General features: G+C 45.7%; 18 protein-coding genes and 1 pseudogene. 4 read left to right on the forward strand and 15 right to left on the reverse strand.

Annotated elements, in window-relative coordinates; genetic code table 11:
- Positions 1 to 22 precede the first annotated feature (22 nt).
- The 6 genes from clpX to rph form a co-directional block, all read right to left on the reverse strand.
- The gene (gene clpX / locus M3630_RS05945; RefSeq protein WP_007722243.1) at positions 23 to 1,288 is read right to left on the reverse strand and encodes an ATP-dependent protease ATP-binding subunit ClpX; all 1,266 of its coding nucleotides are present in this window, start codon (positions 1,286 to 1,288) and stop codon (positions 23 to 25) included.
- 20 nt (positions 1,289 to 1,308) lie between these two features.
- On the reverse strand, positions 1,309 to 1,890 hold the full coding sequence (gene clpP / locus M3630_RS05950) for an ATP-dependent Clp endopeptidase proteolytic subunit ClpP (protein WP_007722241.1): 582 nt from the start codon (positions 1,888 to 1,890) through the stop codon (positions 1,309 to 1,311).
- 132 nt (positions 1,891 to 2,022) lie between these two features.
- Positions 2,023 to 3,315, reverse strand: a complete 1,293-nt coding sequence (gene tig, locus M3630_RS05955) for a trigger factor (RefSeq protein ID WP_221869279.1) — start codon at positions 3,313 to 3,315, stop codon at positions 2,023 to 2,025.
- Between the two features lie 125 nt (positions 3,316 to 3,440).
- Positions 3,441 to 3,980, reverse strand: coding sequence for a metallophosphoesterase family protein (locus tag M3630_RS05960; protein ID WP_251251667.1), 540 nt, complete (start codon positions 3,978 to 3,980; stop codon positions 3,441 to 3,443).
- 30 nt (positions 3,981 to 4,010) lie between these two features.
- A complete protein-coding gene (locus M3630_RS05965; RefSeq protein ID WP_048032069.1) occupies positions 4,011 to 4,604 on the reverse strand; it encodes an XTP/dITP diphosphatase in 594 nt (197 codons plus the stop codon).
- Positions 4,597 to 5,358: a ribonuclease PH gene (rph, locus tag M3630_RS05970; RefSeq protein WP_251251536.1), complete on the reverse strand. Its 762-nt coding sequence runs from the start codon at positions 5,356 to 5,358 to the stop codon at positions 4,597 to 4,599. The genes M3630_RS05965 and rph overlap by 8 nt, the downstream gene beginning before the upstream one ends.
- 215 nt (positions 5,359 to 5,573) lie before the next feature.
- Between rph and M3630_RS05975 the strand changes: the two genes are divergently transcribed.
- Complete coding sequence (locus M3630_RS05975) at positions 5,574 to 6,821, forward strand: MFS transporter (protein WP_251251537.1); 1,248 nt, start codon at positions 5,574 to 5,576, stop codon at positions 6,819 to 6,821.
- Between the two features lie 19 nt (positions 6,822 to 6,840).
- Here the strand turns inward: M3630_RS05975 and M3630_RS05980 are convergent, their stop codons facing one another.
- Together M3630_RS05980 and racE are read right to left on the reverse strand one after the other, a co-directional pair.
- A complete protein-coding gene (locus tag M3630_RS05980; RefSeq protein WP_251251538.1) occupies positions 6,841 to 7,893 on the reverse strand; it encodes a GerMN domain-containing protein in 1,053 nt (350 codons plus the stop codon).
- Between the two features lie 96 nt (positions 7,894 to 7,989).
- Positions 7,990 to 8,802 carry a glutamate racemase gene (racE, locus tag M3630_RS05985; protein ID WP_251251539.1) on the reverse strand — a complete coding sequence of 271 codons (813 nt, stop codon included), beginning with the start codon at positions 8,800 to 8,802 and terminating at the stop codon, positions 7,990 to 7,992.
- 170 nt (positions 8,803 to 8,972) lie between these two features.
- Between racE and M3630_RS05990 the strand changes: the two genes are divergently transcribed.
- Positions 8,973 to 10,004: a superoxide dismutase gene (locus M3630_RS05990; protein ID WP_251251540.1), complete on the forward strand. Its 1,032-nt coding sequence runs from the start codon at positions 8,973 to 8,975 to the stop codon at positions 10,002 to 10,004.
- Positions 10,005 to 10,087: 83 nt separating this feature from the next.
- Here the strand turns inward: M3630_RS05990 and M3630_RS05995 are convergent, their stop codons facing one another.
- A complete protein-coding gene (locus M3630_RS05995; RefSeq protein WP_251251541.1) occupies positions 10,088 to 11,194 on the reverse strand; it encodes a peptidylprolyl isomerase in 1,107 nt (368 codons plus the stop codon).
- A gap of 305 nt (positions 11,195 to 11,499) precedes the next feature.
- Here M3630_RS05995 and M3630_RS06000 point away from each other — a divergent pair, with 305 nt between their 5' ends.
- Positions 11,500 to 11,946: an acetyltransferase gene (locus M3630_RS06000; protein WP_251251668.1), complete on the forward strand. Its 447-nt coding sequence runs from the start codon at positions 11,500 to 11,502 to the stop codon at positions 11,944 to 11,946.
- A gap of 411 nt (positions 11,947 to 12,357) precedes the next feature.
- On the opposite strand, the gene M3630_RS06005 is transcribed toward M3630_RS06000, so the two are convergent.
- From M3630_RS06005 to M3630_RS06025, 5 genes and pseudogenes are all read right to left on the reverse strand, one after another.
- Positions 12,358 to 12,894: a DUF2247 family protein gene (locus tag M3630_RS06005; RefSeq protein WP_251251542.1), complete on the reverse strand. Its 537-nt coding sequence runs from the start codon at positions 12,892 to 12,894 to the stop codon at positions 12,358 to 12,360.
- Positions 12,895 to 13,555: 661 nt separating this feature from the next.
- Positions 13,556 to 13,673 (reverse strand): annotated as a pseudogene (locus tag M3630_RS31320) (RHS repeat-associated core domain-containing protein); the annotation flags it as partial.
- 42 nt (positions 13,674 to 13,715) lie between these two features.
- Entirely contained in the window at positions 13,716 to 14,948 is a 1,233-nt protein-coding gene (locus M3630_RS06015) for an IS110 family RNA-guided transposase (RefSeq protein ID WP_251251544.1), read from the reverse strand.
- Positions 14,949 to 15,087: 139 nt separating this feature from the next.
- The gene (locus M3630_RS06020; RefSeq protein WP_007722200.1) at positions 15,088 to 15,327 is read right to left on the reverse strand and encodes a hypothetical protein; all 240 of its coding nucleotides are present in this window, start codon (positions 15,325 to 15,327) and stop codon (positions 15,088 to 15,090) included.
- A 14-nt stretch (positions 15,328 to 15,341) separates the two neighbouring features.
- Complete coding sequence (locus tag M3630_RS06025) at positions 15,342 to 16,121, reverse strand: recombinase family protein (protein ID WP_251251545.1); 780 nt, start codon at positions 16,119 to 16,121, stop codon at positions 15,342 to 15,344.
- A gap of 159 nt (positions 16,122 to 16,280) precedes the next feature.
- On the opposite strand from M3630_RS06025, the gene M3630_RS06030 reads away from it, so the two are divergent.
- Positions 16,281 to 16,487 carry a helix-turn-helix domain-containing protein gene (locus M3630_RS06030; RefSeq protein ID WP_047071214.1) on the forward strand — a complete coding sequence of 69 codons (207 nt, stop codon included), beginning with the start codon at positions 16,281 to 16,283 and terminating at the stop codon, positions 16,485 to 16,487.
- Positions 16,488 to 16,770: 283 nt separating this feature from the next.
- Here the strand turns inward: M3630_RS06030 and M3630_RS06035 are convergent, their stop codons facing one another.
- Positions 16,771 to 17,685, reverse strand: a complete 915-nt coding sequence (locus M3630_RS06035; RefSeq protein WP_251251546.1) for a phage/plasmid replication domain-containing protein — start codon at positions 17,683 to 17,685, stop codon at positions 16,771 to 16,773.
- Positions 17,686 to 17,702 lie beyond the last annotated feature (17 nt).

Here is a 17,702-nt window from a genome sequence, read left to right on the forward strand (position 1 = left end):
AGATGGTTCGTGTAGACGATGCTTATGCTGTTTCTTCGTGCAATTCCTGTCCTTCTTTGGTCAACAGTTGCGGCTTCACTTTGTCGCGTACCGTTTCTTCGGTAATGACGCACTTGTTGACGTCTTCTCTGGAAGGAAGCTCATACATCATATCGAGCATGATTTGTTCGATAATCGCACGCAGTCCGCGCGCACCAGTGTTGCGCTTAATCGCTTCTTTGGCGATCTGCATGAGCGCACCGTTATCGAACTCCAGCTCAACACCGTCGAGACTCAGCAGTTTTTGGTACTGTTTCACCAAAGAGTTTTTCGGCTCTGTCAGGATACGCACGAGCGTCTCCTCATCCAGCGGCTCCAAGGTAGCCAGCACTGGCAAACGACCAACGAACTCCGGAATCAGACCAAATTTCAGCAGGTCTTCCGGCAAAATGTATTTCAGGTATTCTCCGGCTTTCAGATCGCCTTTTACGCCATCGCCGAAGTCTGCACCGAAACCGATGACTTTTTTACCCAAACGACGCTTGATAATCTGCTCAACGCCATCAAATGCACCGCCGCAGATGAACAAAATGTTCGACGTGTCGATTTGAATGAACTCTTGGTGAGGATGCTTGCGTCCACCTTGTGGTGGAACACTCGCAACGGTCCCCTCCAAAATTTTCAAAAGCGCTTGCTGAACGCCTTCACCAGACACATCACGCGTGATGGATGGGTTTTCCGATTTGCGGGCTACCTTATCAATCTCGTCGATGTAAATGATTCCTTTTTCAGCCTTCTCCACATCATAGTCGGCAGCCTGAATGAGCTTGAGCAAGATGTTTTCAACGTCTTCGCCCACATAGCCTGCTTCTGTCAGAGAAGTTGCGTCCGCAATCGCGAAAGGCACATTCAGAATGCGCGCCAACGTTTGCGCGAGCAGCGTTTTCCCGCTACCAGTCGGCCCGATCAGCATGATGTTGGATTTTTGCAGCTCCACATCCTCGATCTTTGCCCCGGAATTAATTCGTTTGTAGTGGTTGTACACCGCTACAGACAAGGACTTCTTCGCCATATCTTGACCGATGACATAGTCGTCCAAGATTTTGCGAATTTCCACTGGCTTTGGAATTTCCTTCATATCGATTTCTTCTTCAGTGCCCAGTTCTTCCTGTACAATTTCATTGCACAGTTCGATACATTCGTCACAAATGTAAACACCAGGACCAGCTACCAGCTTGCGCACCTGTTCCTGGGACTTGCCGCAGAAGGAACACTTCAGTTGGCCTTTGTCGTCGTTAAACTTAAACATGCGCTTCACCTCACAACGGGTCAGTTTTTGCGTTCGATAATAGAGTCAATCAATCCGTAGGCCTTTGCTTCTTCTGCGCTCATGAAATTATCGCGGTCTGTATCTTGCTCTACGCGTTCATAAGGCTGACCTGTCCGCTCAGACAAAATCTCATTCAGCTGGCGCTTCGTTTTCATAATCCATTCCGCATGAATACGGATGTCTTCTGCTTGCCCACGCACACCGCCGAGCGGTTGGTGAATCATGACTTCGGCATTTGGCAGAGCGAAGCGCTTGCCTTTTGCACCAGCAGCCAACAGGAACGCACCCATGCTGGCAGCCATGCCCACACAAATCGTGGACACATCCGGTTTGATGTACTGCATGGTGTCATAGATGGCCATTCCGGCTGTAACAGAACCACCTGGAGAGTTTATGTATAGCGATATGTCTTTGTCCGGATCTTCTGCTTGCAAGAAAAGCAGTTGAGCAACAACCAGATTGGCGATTTCATCATCAATCTCGGTGCCCAAGAGAATAATCCGGTCTTTCAGGAGGCGCGAGTAAATATCGTAGGAGCGCTCTCCCCTGCTTGTTTGCTCGATGACCATTGGGATTAGCATTATGTATTTTCCTCCTTTGCCGAAAAAAGTCAATGGTGGAAAAACAAGGCACGATACACTCGTGCCTTGTGGTCTTGACAGCCAGCGCTCAGGGTTAGCCTGCCCACTGACCAATCATGCGTTCTTCTAAGCTTATGCTGTTACTTTGCTTTCTGCAACCAGCAAATCTACTGTTTTGCGAGTTTGCACATCGCGGTATAGAGCAGCCATGCCATCTTGTGCGGAGAAGATTTTGCGCAGCTCATCTGCTGGGCGGCCGTATACGCCAGCCAGTTTATCCAGCTCTGCGTTTACGTCTTCTTCTGTTGCTTCGATGTTTTCTGCTTTGCCGATTGCTTCCAAAGTCAAGGAAGTACGAACGCGGGATGTTGCGTCTGCACGCAATTGATCACGCAGTTGGCTCTCATCCATTCCGGAGAACTGGTAGTACAGTTCCAGCGTCATGCCTTGGTATTGCAGACGTTGACCAAATTCATTTACCATTTGATCCAATTCATGCTCAACCATTACTGCTGGCAAATCGATCTCAGCGTTTTCAGCTGCTTTCAGAACGAGCTGCTCACGAACATATTGATCTTTTTCTTGCGCAGTTTTTTCTTCGAGTTTTTTCTTGGTGTCTGCTTTCAGCTCTTCCAGCGTGTCGAACTCGCTCACGTCTTTGGCAAACTCATCATCCAAAGCAGGCAGGTTTTTGCGCTTCAGGCTGTTCAGCTTCACTTGGAATACCGCTTCTTTACCAGCGAGGTTAGGAGAGTGGTACTCTTCAGGGAAAGTTACGGTAATTTCTTTTTCTTCGCCGATGTTCAGGCCAACCAGTTGCTCTTCGAACCCTGCGATGAAAGTACCGGAACCCAGTTCCAGAGAATAATCTTCCGCTTTACCGCCTTCAAAAGCTACTCCGTCTTGGAAGCCTTCGAAATCGATTACAGCGATATCGCCTGTTTGTGCGGCACCCTCTTCTACTGCTACGAGCTCAGCATGACGCTCTTGCATGCGCTTCAGTTCAGCGTCAACGCTCTCTTCGGTTACAGAGAAGTCTTTATCTTCGATGGACAGACCTTTGTAGTCGCCCAGCTTCACTTCAGGCTTCACAGTTACAGTCGCTTTGAAGATCAGGTTTTTCCCTTGTTCCATTTGCGTTACGTCTACTTCTGGACGATCTACTGGCTCGATACCAGCTTCACGAACAGCTTGTCCGTATGCAGTTGGAAGCAGAATGTCAAGAGCGTCTTGGTACAAAGATTCTACACCAAAACGGGATTCGAACATTTTGCGTGGTACTTTTCCTTTGCGGAATCCTGGAACTTGAACTTTTTGAACCACTTTTTTAAACGCTTGATCCAATGCTGCGTCTACTTGCGTAGCATCTACTTCAACCGTCAGGACTCCCTGGTTATTCTCTACCTTTTCCCAATTTGCTGCCACGTAAACTTCCCCTCCTAAATCGAATCAACAGAACATCGCCAGCCGCGCCATAGTATCTTCGCAGGCTCGGATGATAATATTCTAGCCATTATAACCATTCTAGTATAGCACAAATCTTTTAGTTTTCAAGAAGACCTCATTGGTCGACGAACAGAATAGTTCCCTCCCAATTGTGAAACCGGGTTGCCTACATGATCATAAAACGCCACTGATATGTAAGTTTCTGTCGGACTCGTTCCTGTCTCTTCTAAAAGAGCATATGTCGGTACATGAAAGCCGCGTGGCATTTGCAAGCTGCCCGGATTCAGAAACAAGATGTCTCTTTCCACACCACAGACAGGCACGTGGGAGTGACCGAATACGACTACGTTTGCTCCGACCTCTTCTGCACGGTAATGAAGGCGCAGAAGAGAGCCTTTCACGCCATAAAGATGCCCGTGCGTTTGCAGGATGTGAAGGTCGCGCCATTTGGTCTCTTGCTCGGTCGGCACCTCTTGTGTCGAATCGCAATTGCCTCGGACAAGCGTCATGTTGGAAAACGGCTCGCGCTTATGGTCCACACAAAAATCGCCACAATGCAAAATTTTTTCGACATGATGTCGGTTGACGACCTGGCTTACTTCCCGAACCAAGCCGTGGCTATCGCTCATGATGAGAATTCCCATCACGCCTCACTCTCCTGTTTTTTCTCTTGTCTACTTGATGATTTCAAGCAGTTGCTGCATGGCACGAGCACGATGGCTGATCTGGTTCTTTTCTTCTGGCATGAGTTCGGCCATCATTTTGTCCATCGATGGGATGTAGAATACCGGATCGTAACCGAAGCCGTTTGTCCCTTTTGGTTCACGTGCGATCACACCCTCGCAAGCGCCAGTGGCAATGATTGGCTCTTCGCCCGGAATCACCAACGCCAACGTACAACGGAAGCGAGCCGTGCGTTCCTGTGTCGAAACCTCTTCCAGCTCTTTCAACAATTTACGCCAATTCTGCTCGTCTGTTGCATCTTCCCCAGCGAAGCGTGCGGAGTAAACACCAGGGCGTCCTTCCAGCGCATCTACTTCCAGACCGGAATCATCTCCGAGAGCAGGCATGTTCAGGTATGTAGAGATTTCGATTGCTTTTTTCAGCGCGTTTCCTTCGAAGGTGTCCTTGTCTTCTACTACCTCGGGCACACCGTCAAATTCAGCGAGGCTGATTCCTTCCCAGCCTGCATCTGCGAACAGCCTGTTGAATTCTTTCACTTTTCCCTGGTTACGTGTTGCAAGAACGACTTTTTTTCGATTAGGCATGACTTTCCTCCGCTACTGATTGTGCAAAAGAGAGCGCAACATCAGCGAGCGCCTCTTTTTGGCTGTTAATCAAGTTGTCAATGCCGACTTTTGCAAGGGCAATCATTTCTTGTAGCTGTTCAGGAGAAAACGGAGCATCCTCCCCTGTTCCTTGCAGCTCGACAAACTTTCCTTTTCCCGTCATGACGACATTCATGTCGACAATCGCTGTAGAATCTTCTTTGTAGTTAAGATCGAGCACGGCTTCCTCACCGACTACCCCTACTGAGGTCGCTGCCAGGAAGTCGTTGAGCGGCAGCTGTTTCCAGGTGCCACTATCTACCAGCTTCTGCATCGCGTCTACCATTGCCACGTAAGCTCCGGTAATCGAAGCTGTCCGTGTACCACCGTCTGCCTGAATGACATCGCAATCCAACCAAATGGTGCGTTCACCCATTGCTTCGAGGCTCACAACGGAGCGCAAAGCACGTCCGATCAGACGCTGAATCTCCATGGTTCGTCCACCGACTTTTCCTTTGGACGACTCACGCGCGTTGCGGGTCGCTGTTGCTCGGGGAAGCATGGAATACTCGGCTGTGATCCAGCCCTTCCCGCCACCACGCATAAAAGGCGGTACCCGGTCTTCCAAAGTCGCCGTACAAATCACCTTTGTGTCTCCGACTTCAATCAGGCACGATCCTTCTGCGTGTTTAATGTAATTGCGCGTAATGGTTACAGGGCGCAATTGATCATGGGCACGGCCATCCACTCTCATTCCAAGTTCCTCCTAAATCGCTTTGTTACACTCCGCTCATTATACCAGACGCGGGAAACGATCTGCCACTGCACAAACGCCTCTTCCCTATTTACGTTAATTGCAAATATTCTTTTCACTTCCTTCCACATAAAAAAAGTTCTTGCTACCACCCATTAATTTAAATATTATCTAATTAGATATTTAATTAATTTGATGGTAGGTGAATTTAGGTAATGAGCTTCCTGTTTCTTTTGAAAAAGCCGAATTTGCGGCGTCTTTTAACCGCCAATTTCCTTAGCGGAATCGGTGATTGGTTTAACAGCGTTGCTGTGCTCGCTCTGCTGCTCGAAATAACGGGAACAGCTATCGCTGTAGGCATTACCCTTGCCCTGCGTACGCTGCCTCACTTGATTTTTGGTCCGCTGGGCGGCTTGATGGCAGACCGTTTTGATCGAAAAAAAGTGATGGTCGCCTGTGATCTCGTTCGCGGATTCGTTGCTCTTTCGTTTTTGTTCGTATCTGAAAAATCAGATTTATGGATCGTCTATGCAGGCACGTTTTCGTTAGTTGCCTTTTCTTCCCTTTACAATCCGGCACGAATGTCCCTGCTCCCCAAAATCGTTGACCCTGAGGAATTGGCGACTGCGAACGCCCTTGATCAAAGTATCTATGGAATCGTCATGGCCATCGGTTCGTTGATCGGCGGTATTTTTATTGCATTATGGGGAAGTGATCTCGCTTTTCTTTTCAATGCCCTCTCTTTTTTCGCATCTGCTCTATTTTTGGCTCGACTGAGGGTACCCGCCTCCCCAGACGAGTCCATCAATAACGTGCAGTTGCAGCAGACGGTTAAAGTCTCTTCCTACGGAGAGGTGATTCGCGCCATCACATCCACACCGCTTGTCTACGCCATCCTTTTGCTGAAAGCCGTGTGGCCAATCGGCGGGGGGATCATCAATGTCCTGATCAGTGTCTACGCCTATCAAGTGTTTGCTGCCGGTGAATGGGGAATTGGTTTGTTGTACGGTGCGATTGGAATTGGCTTCATCATCGGGGGAGTGCTTGCTCAGCGCTTTCAGCGCTACTTTAACGAAGTGGCTGCCAGCAGCTTCGCTTTGGAAGGCTTTGCGCTGCTTTTGACCAGCTTTTCACCCACGATTTATGTAACGGCACTGTTCTTTGCGCTGTCCACCGTTGCGGGAGGAATGGGGAACGCCAGCGTGAATACGCTGATCATGCGGCATGTCGCACCCAGCTACCATGGCAGAGTATTTGCCTTGGATGCGACGATTTCAAACATCCTGATCGGTCTATCCATGCTCCTTGGCGGTTGGATTTTGACGATAGCAGACCCTCGCATAGTCGGCTTTGTGGCGGGCTTTTTGGTCACGATCCCATCACTTGTGCTCGGGCTGGTTATTTGGAGAACTGTACGCGGTAGTGGCAACGAATCATTGACGAACAAAAACCACGCTCGTTAATACGGGCGTGGCTCGTTCCTTACATCTGTATGGGATTGAGTTGAACCGGACGGCTCACTGGCTTGGTGAACTCGCCACTAGCTAGCGGTTTTCCTTCCACCAGCAGCTGCACTTGCTTGGCTCCTGTCGTCTCTGTCAATGACAAGACGAGCGATTGCAGAGCTTCTGGGCTCGCTTCCTTGCCATCGTCATACTTGAGGATGTCACTGCTCAAATTGACCGTCACCAAATCTTTTTCCTGCTTCACATTTAGAACACGTGTCGTACGCAGCAAGGAGCTGAAGAGATGAGATCCTTGTTTCGGCCCTTTGATCAACTCTTCAACGGTTGCCTTGGCGATATCAGCCGTTTCAGGAACCAAGCGAGTGACTGGGACATAATACGTACGGGTATCATCCAGCTGTCCCTGGAAATAAACCGTTACGCTGGAAGTGTCTCCTGGTACTGCTCCATCGCCCAGTTCGAGATTGACTCCTTGATTCCGGTCTAATAGCGTTATGGGCGTTTTGGCTGCTGGCATTTCTGTTAATGGCGTTCCGTTCACCCAAATTTGCACAGTCTTGACGTTGCTAAATTCCGTCAGTGCCCGGGTGACGGCATCGACAATTTTCTTCTCGTCTTTCTCCTCGTACGTTTTGAAGTCTTTGGAAAAATCGACAGTGGCTACGCCGTTTTTGATGACAAGTCCTTTTACTTCCGTCCCTTTCGGCAAGACAGCGGAGAAGCCACCCTGGAGCATGCTCTCTACCGGTCCACCTTTTACCATGTAGCTCAATACTTGTTTGGCAGGACCTTCTGATTTTGGGAGCGTCATCGAGACAGGAACGATATATCCGTTGGCATCCTGCAAGTACACCATTCTCTCGCCAGTCTCCTGAACGACCGGTTGTGCGCCTTCTTTTGCAGCATCCGGGGACGGTGTGCCGTTTGGCAAATCAACTGATACCTCAGACTGTGGTGGTGCATCAATACTTATTGTTTCCTTTTCCGGGCCAAAGAGACCGCAGCCCGACAAAAGCACTGCGCTAACCCCCAGCACGGCCGTCATTTTCCCGATGTGCCTTATCTTCATTTCCCCAGCCTCCTCCACACACTTTGTACTACCATGTATACGAGCTAGGCTTGGGTTTATGCGTTGAAAGTTTGTCTCGCCAGACAAGGCCTTTCATTAGGGCTGGACGGTTTTTTCCAATGAGTTGTGCTGGACGTTTACTTTGCAATCCAGCCATTCTTCTGCAATGGTCCGGAATTTGTGGGCGTCCCCACTGGTCACAAACAGATGCTCCGGGCGCTCTATTTGCTTGCTTTCGGCGTCCGTCGCAATTTGCATGGACAATTCTCGTGCTGTCTCCTCTGCGGAGTTAATCAGGCGCACTCGATCTCCCATCACTTCCGAGATAATTGGAGCTAGCAACGGATAGTGTGTACAACCCAAAATTAACGTGTCCAAATCTTCGTGCAAGAACGGGGCAAGCGTTTCTTTTACTACTCTTCTTGCTTCCTCCGTGTTCGCCATGTGGCTCTCCACCAGTGGCACAAATGCGGGACAAGCCATGCCTGCGACGTACAGATCCGGCTGAATCCGTAAAAGCGCACGCTCATAAGCCTTGGTACGAATGGTCGTTTCCGTCCCGATGACACCGATCCTTCCGTTTTTCGTCACTTGAACAGCTGCACGCGCCCCTGGTTCAATCACCCCGATGACGGGCAGCGGCAAATCACCCATCGCTTCCTCCAGCACGACGGCAGTCGCAGTATTACAGGCGATCACCAATGCCTTTAACGGTGTACGCATCACATAGTCGATCATTTGAAAGCTGTAGGTACGAATCTCTTCCGGCGATTTGGAGCCATACGGACAACGGGCGTTATCGCCTACATAAACAATCCGTTCTTCGGGTAGCTGACGCATGACTTCCTTCGCAACAGTTAATCCTCCCACTCCTGAATCAATAACGGCTATCGCTCGTTCTCTACTCATGCTAATGTGTCTCCCCTGTTGAAATGAATATAGTACAGCATACCACTCAAACATTTGTGCTACTACCATATGCCGAGATGAAATTTCTTGTACTCCGCAAATGTCGCACCTTCTCTAGGCACCTTTCATAATGTGAGGAGTGATGATGTGCCCACGAGGAGGAGAATCTTTTGGTAGAAGAAGCCAAGAATTTGCTGGACTGGAGCCAATGGGGCCGCCAATGGATCGATCATTTGCGAAGACATAAGACCCTCAACCGAGAACTCGAACGGCATCTGCACAAATTCGAGGAAACATTTACACAGATCGGAAGGCAAGCATCCATGCTCAATTCGGCAAAAGACAGCGACGAACTCCCTGCTCTCATCACTCGCGCCGAACAAGTGCAGCAGCAATTCCATCACTTTTTACGACTAGCTCAGTTGAGCGAAGATGACCAACTGGAAGGTGAAACGAGGGAACCTGTTGCGGAATCAATGAATGCACAGCCAGCGGTGGCGGAAGAAGCACAAGTGCCTGTTGTGCCAGAACCCGTTTCCTATCCCGGTGCACGCGAGCCAGTCCGTGCGGCACGCCCCGTGGCTGTCGGCCGGCATACCCTCCCCCCGCTCCCTTATGCGTACAACGCTTTAGAGCCGTACATCGATGAAGCAACCATGCAAATCCATCACAACAAACTGCACCAAAAGTATGTAGACGATCTCAATACAGCAGAGAGGAAGCTATCGGATGCCCGAGAGAGTGGCAACTTCGATCTCATTCGCCATTGGGAACGTGAGCTAGCCTTCAACGGGGCCGGTCATTACTTGCATACGATCTTTTGGCCCTCCATGAGTCCAAATGGGGGTGGCACTCCCTCTGGTGATCTCGCGGCGGCAATCAATCGGTATTTCGGTTCGTATGACGCCTTTAGGAGACAATTTAGTCAGGCGGCAGAAAAGGTAGAAGGTCCTGGGTGGGCGATCCTCGTTTGGTCCCCGCGGGCACATCATCTGGAGATTCTTACAGCCGAAAAGCACCAGAACCTGTCACAATGGGATGTGATTCCGCTACTGGCCCTGGACGTATGGGAGCATGCCTATTTCCTGGCGTATCAAAACCAGCGAGACAAGTATGTAGAGAACTGGTGGAATATCCTCAACTGGCCCTATGTGGAAGAGCGATTCGAGAAGGCACGCAAACTGCGCTGGGAGCCGTATTGACTTGCATCTCCCCTTCATTGACAAACCCCCTCGTCATCCCAAGTGCCAGGAATGAGAGGGGGTTTTTGCTTTGCTGGCGAAGCTTATTCGTTATACGGGACAAATTCGATCTTTTGCACCTTGATCGGATTTTGGATGGGCTTCGCATTCTCATCTGTTTTCTGGGCAGCGATCTTGTCAACGACTTCCATCCCGGCAAATACATGACCAAAAACAGTGTGGCGGTTGTCGAGGTAAGCCCGTCCGCCAATTTCTTTATACTTTGCTTCTGCGTTCAACGGCAGCGCCGACAAATCGAGGTACTCCTGATCTACCTTGGGACTTTGTACAATGTAGAAATGCGTGCTGTTCGTATTGGGTCCAGCATTCCCCATACTGAGCGCTCCCCTGAAATTGAACAGATCCCGGCTAAACTCGTCCTCAAAGGACTCGCCGTAAATACTCGGGAGCTCCTTGCCATCCGGCCCTTTCAAATCTCCCGCCTGAATCATGAAATCGTTGATCACACGGTGAAAAATCATATTGTTGTACTGCCCTTTTTTGGCGAGAGTCTTAAAGTTTTCCACCGCTTTTGGAGCTTTGTTCGGGAACAGTCTCAGCTTGATCACACCGGCATCTGTCGTGATCACGCATATTTCTTCGCCTTTGCGTGGCTTCTCCAACTGAATCAGCTTCACATCTGACACATCGATGCCAGAGTCCTGCCAAATGACTCCCCACGCCTTCCAGTTCACCGGGTCTGTACCGAGTCTGGCCAAACCGAGATAATCCGTTTTTTCAATGGCCTTGTTATCTGCGGTATACCCGACGTATTTGAATTTCACAATCGCCCGATAGTTATTGTAAGCATCCTCCTTCGTGACGGTGTACAGCTTGTCAACTTTTGCTTCGATCACCTGAATGTTTTTGTATTGCGCCAATCCTTCAACATAGGTTTTCATCGCAAAATTCGTCAAGGAGTCATCTGCCACCAGCTTTGCTACCTCAGCAGGATTGGATCGTTGCTTCACCAAGGACGCTATGTAATCATTCACTTCCTGCTTATCTCCACCATGTGGGCGGAACTGGTTGACCTGAGCTTCGCTACGATAGTCATGAATAGCATTTGCAGCAGCATGTTGGACAAACATTGGACTTAGTAACGGGATCGCAATACTTGCAACGACTGCCAGTGAAACGAGTTTTTTCATATTTTCCGCCCCCACTAATTAGAAGATTGTTCCATAAAAACAGTATATCTCAATCCGTGAATCGGCGTCTGAAATATTTTAAAAATTCTGCTAAATTGGTATGGAGAAAAGTGGGTATTTCGAAGTTCACAGGGAATTGTGGCAAAGTAGGGCTCTCCTCCCCCCTTCCCTCTTATCTTTCGTCAGATTATTCTGGGAGGATAGAAAAGCTGTGAACAGGATAGGAAAGCTCCTAGTGACTCTATATAATAAGCTCTCAAGAGCGCTCTTTTTTTGTTTGTTAGTTTGAATCGGGAGGTTTCATGATGAATACCAAAACTGTTGTTTATGAAGCCAGCTATCGTGATCAATTGGTAGATATTTGGTATCGTGCCGTCTGCCGTACTCACCATTTCTTGACGAAAGAAGATATTAAGTTTTATAAAAACATGGTAAAAAATGAAGCACTATCTGCTGTTGAGGTATGGATGGCAATAAACGAAAAGAAAGAGCCTGTAGGCTTCATTGGCCTTGATGGAACGAAAATCGAAATGCTGTTCGTTGATCCAGAATACCACGGAAAAGGGATTGGGAGCAGATTACTTGAACATGCAGAACGCAAGTATGGCCCTCATTTGACAGTAGATGTCAACGAACAAAATGAAGGGGCTTATGCTTTTTACAGAAGGTATGGTTTTGTGCAGACAGGACGGTCTGAGCTGGATGGTTCAGGAAGACCGTTTCCTTTGCTTCATTTAGATTTAGAACGGTAATTTTGATTTGTTGAAAAAATAGACTGTCTCGTGTAGTCGAATTCTTTACTTGCGAGACAGTCTTGTTCTACATGATTGATCTTGTTTGCTTCCAGCATGGTTCGTTGCCGATCAAGACAGGGTTCCCGGTTATGTTGTTCTTGCAATCCTTTTTGAAAAACCGCAAGAAAACGAAGATACTAAAAAACAGGTCAATCATGGTGGTATCTAACCATAATTGACCTGTTGTAACACTATTAGAGTTAAATAAGTATACTTTTTCCAGACTTTCTGTACGTACATCTTAATTCATAAAAAATTCTTACAGGTAGAAGTAAGGTTATGTTGGTAATAATGAATAAAGATGTTTATTCGCCAGTCTATAGCCCCCACCAGATAAACTGACTAGTATTATATCAATCAATGTCAAACCTAGGTAATACTATTTTCTAGGTACTCTTTCTCATTAGCTAAGAACTGATTAAATAATCTAACCAATCTAGTCACGTTCTCTTCATGTGAGTATAGAGATGGATTGTACCCATCTTTAGGAGTTAAATAGTTGATGAAATCCTCCATATCTTCTGGATAATCCATGTCAACATACACTTCGGCAATCTTGTTTAACATCTCCTCAGAATCACCTTGATACGAATTTTTTAAATTACTCAAAATGCCAAATCTCCATTTTCTCTTTTCAAAGTTCCAAATATCAGAATCTGGTGATAAGTCATTAAAATTTGACTCATTTATTATGTTCATCAGTAATTCCTCGTTATCAAAATCATTTTCTCCCCAAGCAAGCTGAATAATATTATGATTATTTGAATCTGGATGGCTAGCTAAAAACTCAACTGCGCATTTCGTTATGTCACTGTAATTAATTAAGCCAAGTTTTAGTCCCACATACAGTGTTTTCCAATCGTAATTTATTTTACTTTGTTTGAAAATATCTGTTGAAAAACTCATTTTTATCACCTTTTACCTTAAGGTCTTTGATTTGGAACTCCTGTTATTTCTCCATTAGGAATAAATCTTCTGTGAGTTACTCCCTTCGTTGGGTCAACAATCCACTCGAATATTCCGTTTTGGTCTTTAATAGTTGTTACTCTCTCTTTAATTCGCAATTCTTTGTTATAAACGTCTTTATAATCGTAGTACTTCATTCCACCCTCAATTTGATATAATTTCCTTTTCACCCCGTCACCACCAACGATATCAAATTCTTTAGCATACGGAGTGTAATTATCAATTATATCATTAAAGCCATGTTGACCATCAGGTTGCTTTAAACCACTTCCAGAACGTGTATTATCAAGTACTGGATGGGAGAGATTTTTACCTGTCCCCTTAGACGTATTTTTCAACGTCCCCGCCGCTAATGCACCGGTGGCAGAAGCCGCCAATCCCAAATCAGGTACATCTCCTGCAATTCTTTGTGTCCTCGTAGCACCAATTTGAAATACAATCTCATGAACTTCCTTCTTTAAATGTGCGGGTACAATCGCTTCTACTGCTTCATCATAATCTATTTTGTGAGCGTCAGCATAAGTTACAGCTCTTTCTCCCCAAGACATCAAAAGATCAACGTGATTACCACCAAGATACCCGCCACTTGTTTGATCTATATAATGCCCTGTCGGATCTACGAATCTAATCGGATTGTTATGCACATACGTATACCGATTCAACGACAACGGATTATCCACTTGCCCCTTATACGTATCCTCCATGATAAAGCGCTCAATAGATAAAGGTTAGGTGGCAACATTTCCGCTACCACCCTGCTACTACGCCGCCTGTTCTGTAAGGACTGGCATCTTATATTCCGTCTTATACTTCATCATGCTGTATATGACATTGACCAATTTACGCATTACACAAATAATCGCTTGCCACTTGGTTTTCCCTTCTGCCATCTTTCTCTCAAAGTAGGAATGGTAAACAGGATGATTGGGTTTCTTCGCCCTTGATACACCCAGTTGACGAATGGCAAGGTTATAGAAGATATCATACAGGCTACGGTTGCCTAACTTGCTCTTTTTACTCTTTTGCTTGTTCCCTGAACTATGCTGAACGGGTGCAATTCCAGCGAAATTAGCTAACTTGTCAGCACTGGAAAAACGTGAAATATCGCCAATCTCCGCGATTAATTCCGCCGCAGTGACCGTACTAATTCCGTGCATGGTCTCTAGTTTGTAATCCAGTAATGCAAGATGCTTAGCCAACTCTGTGTCAATTTGTGATAGCTGATGGTCTCTGGCGATCAAGTCCCGAACCACATTTTTAACAAGAAAATCATTGACTCCTTGATAGTCTTTCGATGTGTCTCCATCTTGCTTTACGAGAGATAGAATGTCCTCTGCCTTCTTGGTAGACATGTAGCGATTGCTCTTCTTGTATAAGAAGTTAGCCAATTCATCCACATTCACCCCGCTCAAACAACTTGGAGAAGGATACTTCAGCCAGAAAGCTAATGCTGTTTTCCCATCTACTTGTGAGAAGAATTTCTTGTAACTTGGATAGTGATAACCTAGCAATTGATGAAGCTGTAACTTGATTCCTGTTACAACACTCACAATGTTCTCTCTTCTTGTGACAAGCTGTGAGATTGCATAGTAAAGGTCATGTGGATTCGCAGTCGGCAATGTATCCAAGTTGGAAATCAGAATGCGAGCCACACACTCTGCATCCCACGCATCTGTTTTCTTGTTATTTGGACTGCTTCTCCGAATCGATATCGTAAGGGCAGGGTTAACTGCTTTTACTTCATACTTGTTTTCGTTAAGGAACATAGCCAATCCTCTTCCGTAGCCCCCCACATCCTCCAAGCCAAACACAGGGGTCAAGCCTTCCCTCTTTGCCATTTTTTCTACTTGTTGCAGAAACTTAGGAAACGCTGACGGCTTGTTCTCGAATCGGATTTCGTCTCTCTTTTCATGGAAACAGGTCATCATCACCGCTGTATGATGACGTTTATGTAAGTCTACTCCGATATATAGGTACTTCAATTTATGATGCAAAAAGACTTCACCCCTATCTTTGATGAGTAATGATGTAGAGAAAAGAATGCCAGCACCCTCCGAACAAGCATTATTCAAGGATGAACACGCACGGATACGTTAGCTCGTACATTCTTTGCATGTCATTATCGTTCTATCATTACGGTTGTAATTTGGTGCTAGACAATGCCTTCGCTAAACGGATTTGCAGCAAGTATTCTCGTTGATGTAGTTCCACCTGAAAGATGGCTTTTATTATTTCCTCTATCGTAGCGATGTTAAATACAGCGTTCTCTTGTTGAACATAGTCAAAAATTAATTGTGTACCTATTTCGCATGTCTGAATCTTATCAAGAGAACGTATTTCTTCCTGTTTATAATGAGTGAATTGAGCTTCCACGTTCGTTCCTCCCGCTACATAATGGCTTGGTGAAGACCATTTGCTTCAATCTGACCATAGCGGTAGGTACCCTTGTAGAAGGCTTCACGATCAATGATTCGTTTGACCTGTACCTTGGTAAAAGACTTACCATGTGTCGTTGTATACCCTTCTACATTCAGTTGGATAGCCAGTTGGGAAAGTGACCAAGTGGGATTTGTTTCACGTAAGGAGAACAATCTGCGCACCGTTTCCGCCTGTCTCTCATCTATCTGAATGGCCTTCTGCCCTTTCGTTGCCGTATATCCGAAAGCAACGCCACCTCCTGCATATCCTCCTTGTTGCGCTTTCTTTTTTCTTCCCCTCCCTAGTTTTAGTGCGATCTCCAAACGTTGGTATTGATCGAGTAATTCCATCATGCCATTGATTAGAAAATCATTCGGGTCATGGGCATAAATACTATAGTTGGGCTGTTCAATTGCTTTTACGTCTACGCTGTGCCGTTTTAACTCTCTTTGAATGAGGACTTTCACCATGTCGGCTCTCCACAATCGGGAAGTGTTGAGAACGATAATATGGCTTACTTTTTGATAAGTAAAACTGGATAAGAGTTCTTGTAAACCTTCCCGTTCAATAGTCAATCCATCCTCATCCACTTTTGCTCCACTAATCCCCTCATCCTTGTAGATGTTCAGTAATTCTAGATTATTATCCTGACAATAACGCTGAATCTCCTCTACTTGGTAGGCTAGACTATACCCATCTTTAACTTGTCCTTTTGTCGATACTCTGACATATCCCACTACTTTTTCCATACTATTCCCCTTCCCGTTACAGGAATTTGAATCATTGTAACGCCTAGTAGATACAAAGCAATTATATATCGCTTAGCAGATACAATCAACGACCTTTTCCTCGTGCTAAAATTGCACGTATAATGGATAAAGAATGTTCACGGGAAAGAAGGACTCAAAATGCCTATAATTGTAAAGTTAAAAGAAATCCTTGATCAGAGAAATATGTCTCAACGAGAGTTGGCAAGACTCACTGGTCTTAGACCGAATACAATCAGCCATCTCTGTTCCAGCCAAGTAGATAGGGTTCACCTTAGTACATTTGAAACGATCTGTAAGACATTAGATATTGAGTTGCATGAATTGCTGGTGTTGGAGGGGGAGTAATTTTCCACCTCAAAACTTAATCGCCTAAAATCCAACCTACCTACGGGACTAGATGTGTAATGCCCCTATTCCATGTCCATTCACTATATAGAGATGTAAAATACCCCCGAATGGCAGCAGGTTGTATCGATACGGTATCGTAGAGAGACACATTTTCTTTGTAAGGACTGCTCTATTTGCTTATTTTTCTTTATTAGTAAGCTCTGTCCATTCAAAATTTATCCAAAGTTCTATAATTTTTATCGTTATCGTGTTAACAACAATACGGTGTGAGTGGATGTCTTCAGCCCTGAACTGAATCAACAATCTCCAATCTTTTTAAACCTTCCTTTTTCGGGATGGTTATTTTCTTTGCCAAACTCCTACGATTAGGAAGAGTGGATGTTGTATAAATTGCTCTTATTCCACTTTCTTGGAACAATTTTTTGATCATAGTGAAACCTAGATAGGTCTCAATCTTTGATATTTCCTCCTTGTTTTCCAAAATCCATTCATAATCAATGGTTTCCACATTTTCTGTGTATGGCAATCCCTCAAGTGTCCTTTTGATTATGTAGGTAAAAAAGGAATGAGTGACGAGATGAATGGCTCTCTTCTCTTTGGTATATTTCTTCATGTCATTGTCACTCGGTCTAATTTCTAATCGTAAAATTCCCTTGGACTGTTCAACGATCTCCTTCGGTTCCTTAGCTCGCTTACATTGCTTGTATTTATCGTATAGCATGACTCTGCTGCTTTTGTTATAGAACTCTACTGTTTCGTCATGATTATAATTTCGCGTATCTTTATATGGCATTTTCCCTTTGCTCAACTGACGAACATACTCCCCTGTTCGATTCCCAACATGGAAATTGCAGCAAACATCTAAACGGGTAATTCTCCAATCTTCATGGGCAATATGGATACCGAATAATAGCTGTAATCGTTCTTGTACACGTTGAAAGAAGATAGGAATATCTGATTGTTCGATTGCTTTGACATTATTTCCATAAAGCAGTTTAGGAATGGAAACTTGAATCGTTAAGGTTCTGCTCCCATCCTGATATTTGATATAGGGAATAATCTCGTCTTGCATTTTGTATGTGGTTATGACACCTGTTTTCTGATTACGGTATGAAAAAGATGCAAGGTTATATTCTCGTAATATTTCAGGTTGAATAAATACGGAACTTACTTTCATTTTGATGGAATCAAACAATTTTATACTCTCCTTTT

Origin of the sequence: Brevibacillus sp. MER 51 (genome assembly GCF_023714195.1) — a bacterium.
In the GTDB taxonomy this organism is placed as follows: domain Bacteria; phylum Bacillota; class Bacilli; order Brevibacillales; family Brevibacillaceae; genus Brevibacillus.

What these genes read in the sequence shown, in the direction of transcription:
- clpX (WP_007722243.1), bottom strand. Translation starts at nt 1,288, where the DNA reads ATGTTTAAGTTTAACGACGACAAAGGCCAACTGAAGTGTTCCTTCTGC.
- clpP (WP_007722241.1), bottom strand. Translation starts at nt 1,890, where the DNA reads ATGCTAATCCCAATGGTCATCGAGCAAACAAGCAGGGGAGAGCGCTCC.
- M3630_RS05960 (WP_251251667.1), bottom strand. Translation starts at nt 3,980, where the DNA reads ATGGGAATTCTCATCATGAGCGATAGCCACGGCTTGGTTCGGGAAGTA.
- M3630_RS05965 (WP_048032069.1), bottom strand. Translation starts at nt 4,604, where the DNA reads ATGCCTAATCGAAAAAAAGTCGTTCTTGCAACACGTAACCAGGGAAAA.
- rph (WP_251251536.1), bottom strand. Translation starts at nt 5,358, where the DNA reads ATGAGAGTGGATGGCCGTGCCCATGATCAATTGCGCCCTGTAACCATT.
- M3630_RS05975 (WP_251251537.1), top strand. Translation starts at nt 5,574, where the DNA reads ATGAGCTTCCTGTTTCTTTTGAAAAAGCCGAATTTGCGGCGTCTTTTA.
- M3630_RS05980 (WP_251251538.1), bottom strand. Translation starts at nt 7,893, where the DNA reads ATGAAGATAAGGCACATCGGGAAAATGACGGCCGTGCTGGGGGTTAGC.
- racE (WP_251251539.1), bottom strand. Translation starts at nt 8,802, where the DNA reads ATGAGTAGAGAACGAGCGATAGCCGTTATTGATTCAGGAGTGGGAGGA.
- M3630_RS05995 (WP_251251541.1), bottom strand. Translation starts at nt 11,194, where the DNA reads ATGAAAAAACTCGTTTCACTGGCAGTCGTTGCAAGTATTGCGATCCCG.
- M3630_RS06000 (WP_251251668.1), top strand. Translation starts at nt 11,500, where the DNA reads ATGAATACCAAAACTGTTGTTTATGAAGCCAGCTATCGTGATCAATTG.
- M3630_RS06005 (WP_251251542.1), bottom strand. Translation starts at nt 12,894, where the DNA reads ATGAGTTTTTCAACAGATATTTTCAAACAAAGTAAAATAAATTACGAT.
- M3630_RS06025 (WP_251251545.1), bottom strand. Translation starts at nt 16,121, where the DNA reads ATGGAAAAAGTAGTGGGATATGTCAGAGTATCGACAAAAGGACAAGTT.
- M3630_RS06030 (WP_047071214.1), top strand. Translation starts at nt 16,281, where the DNA reads ATGCCTATAATTGTAAAGTTAAAAGAAATCCTTGATCAGAGAAATATG.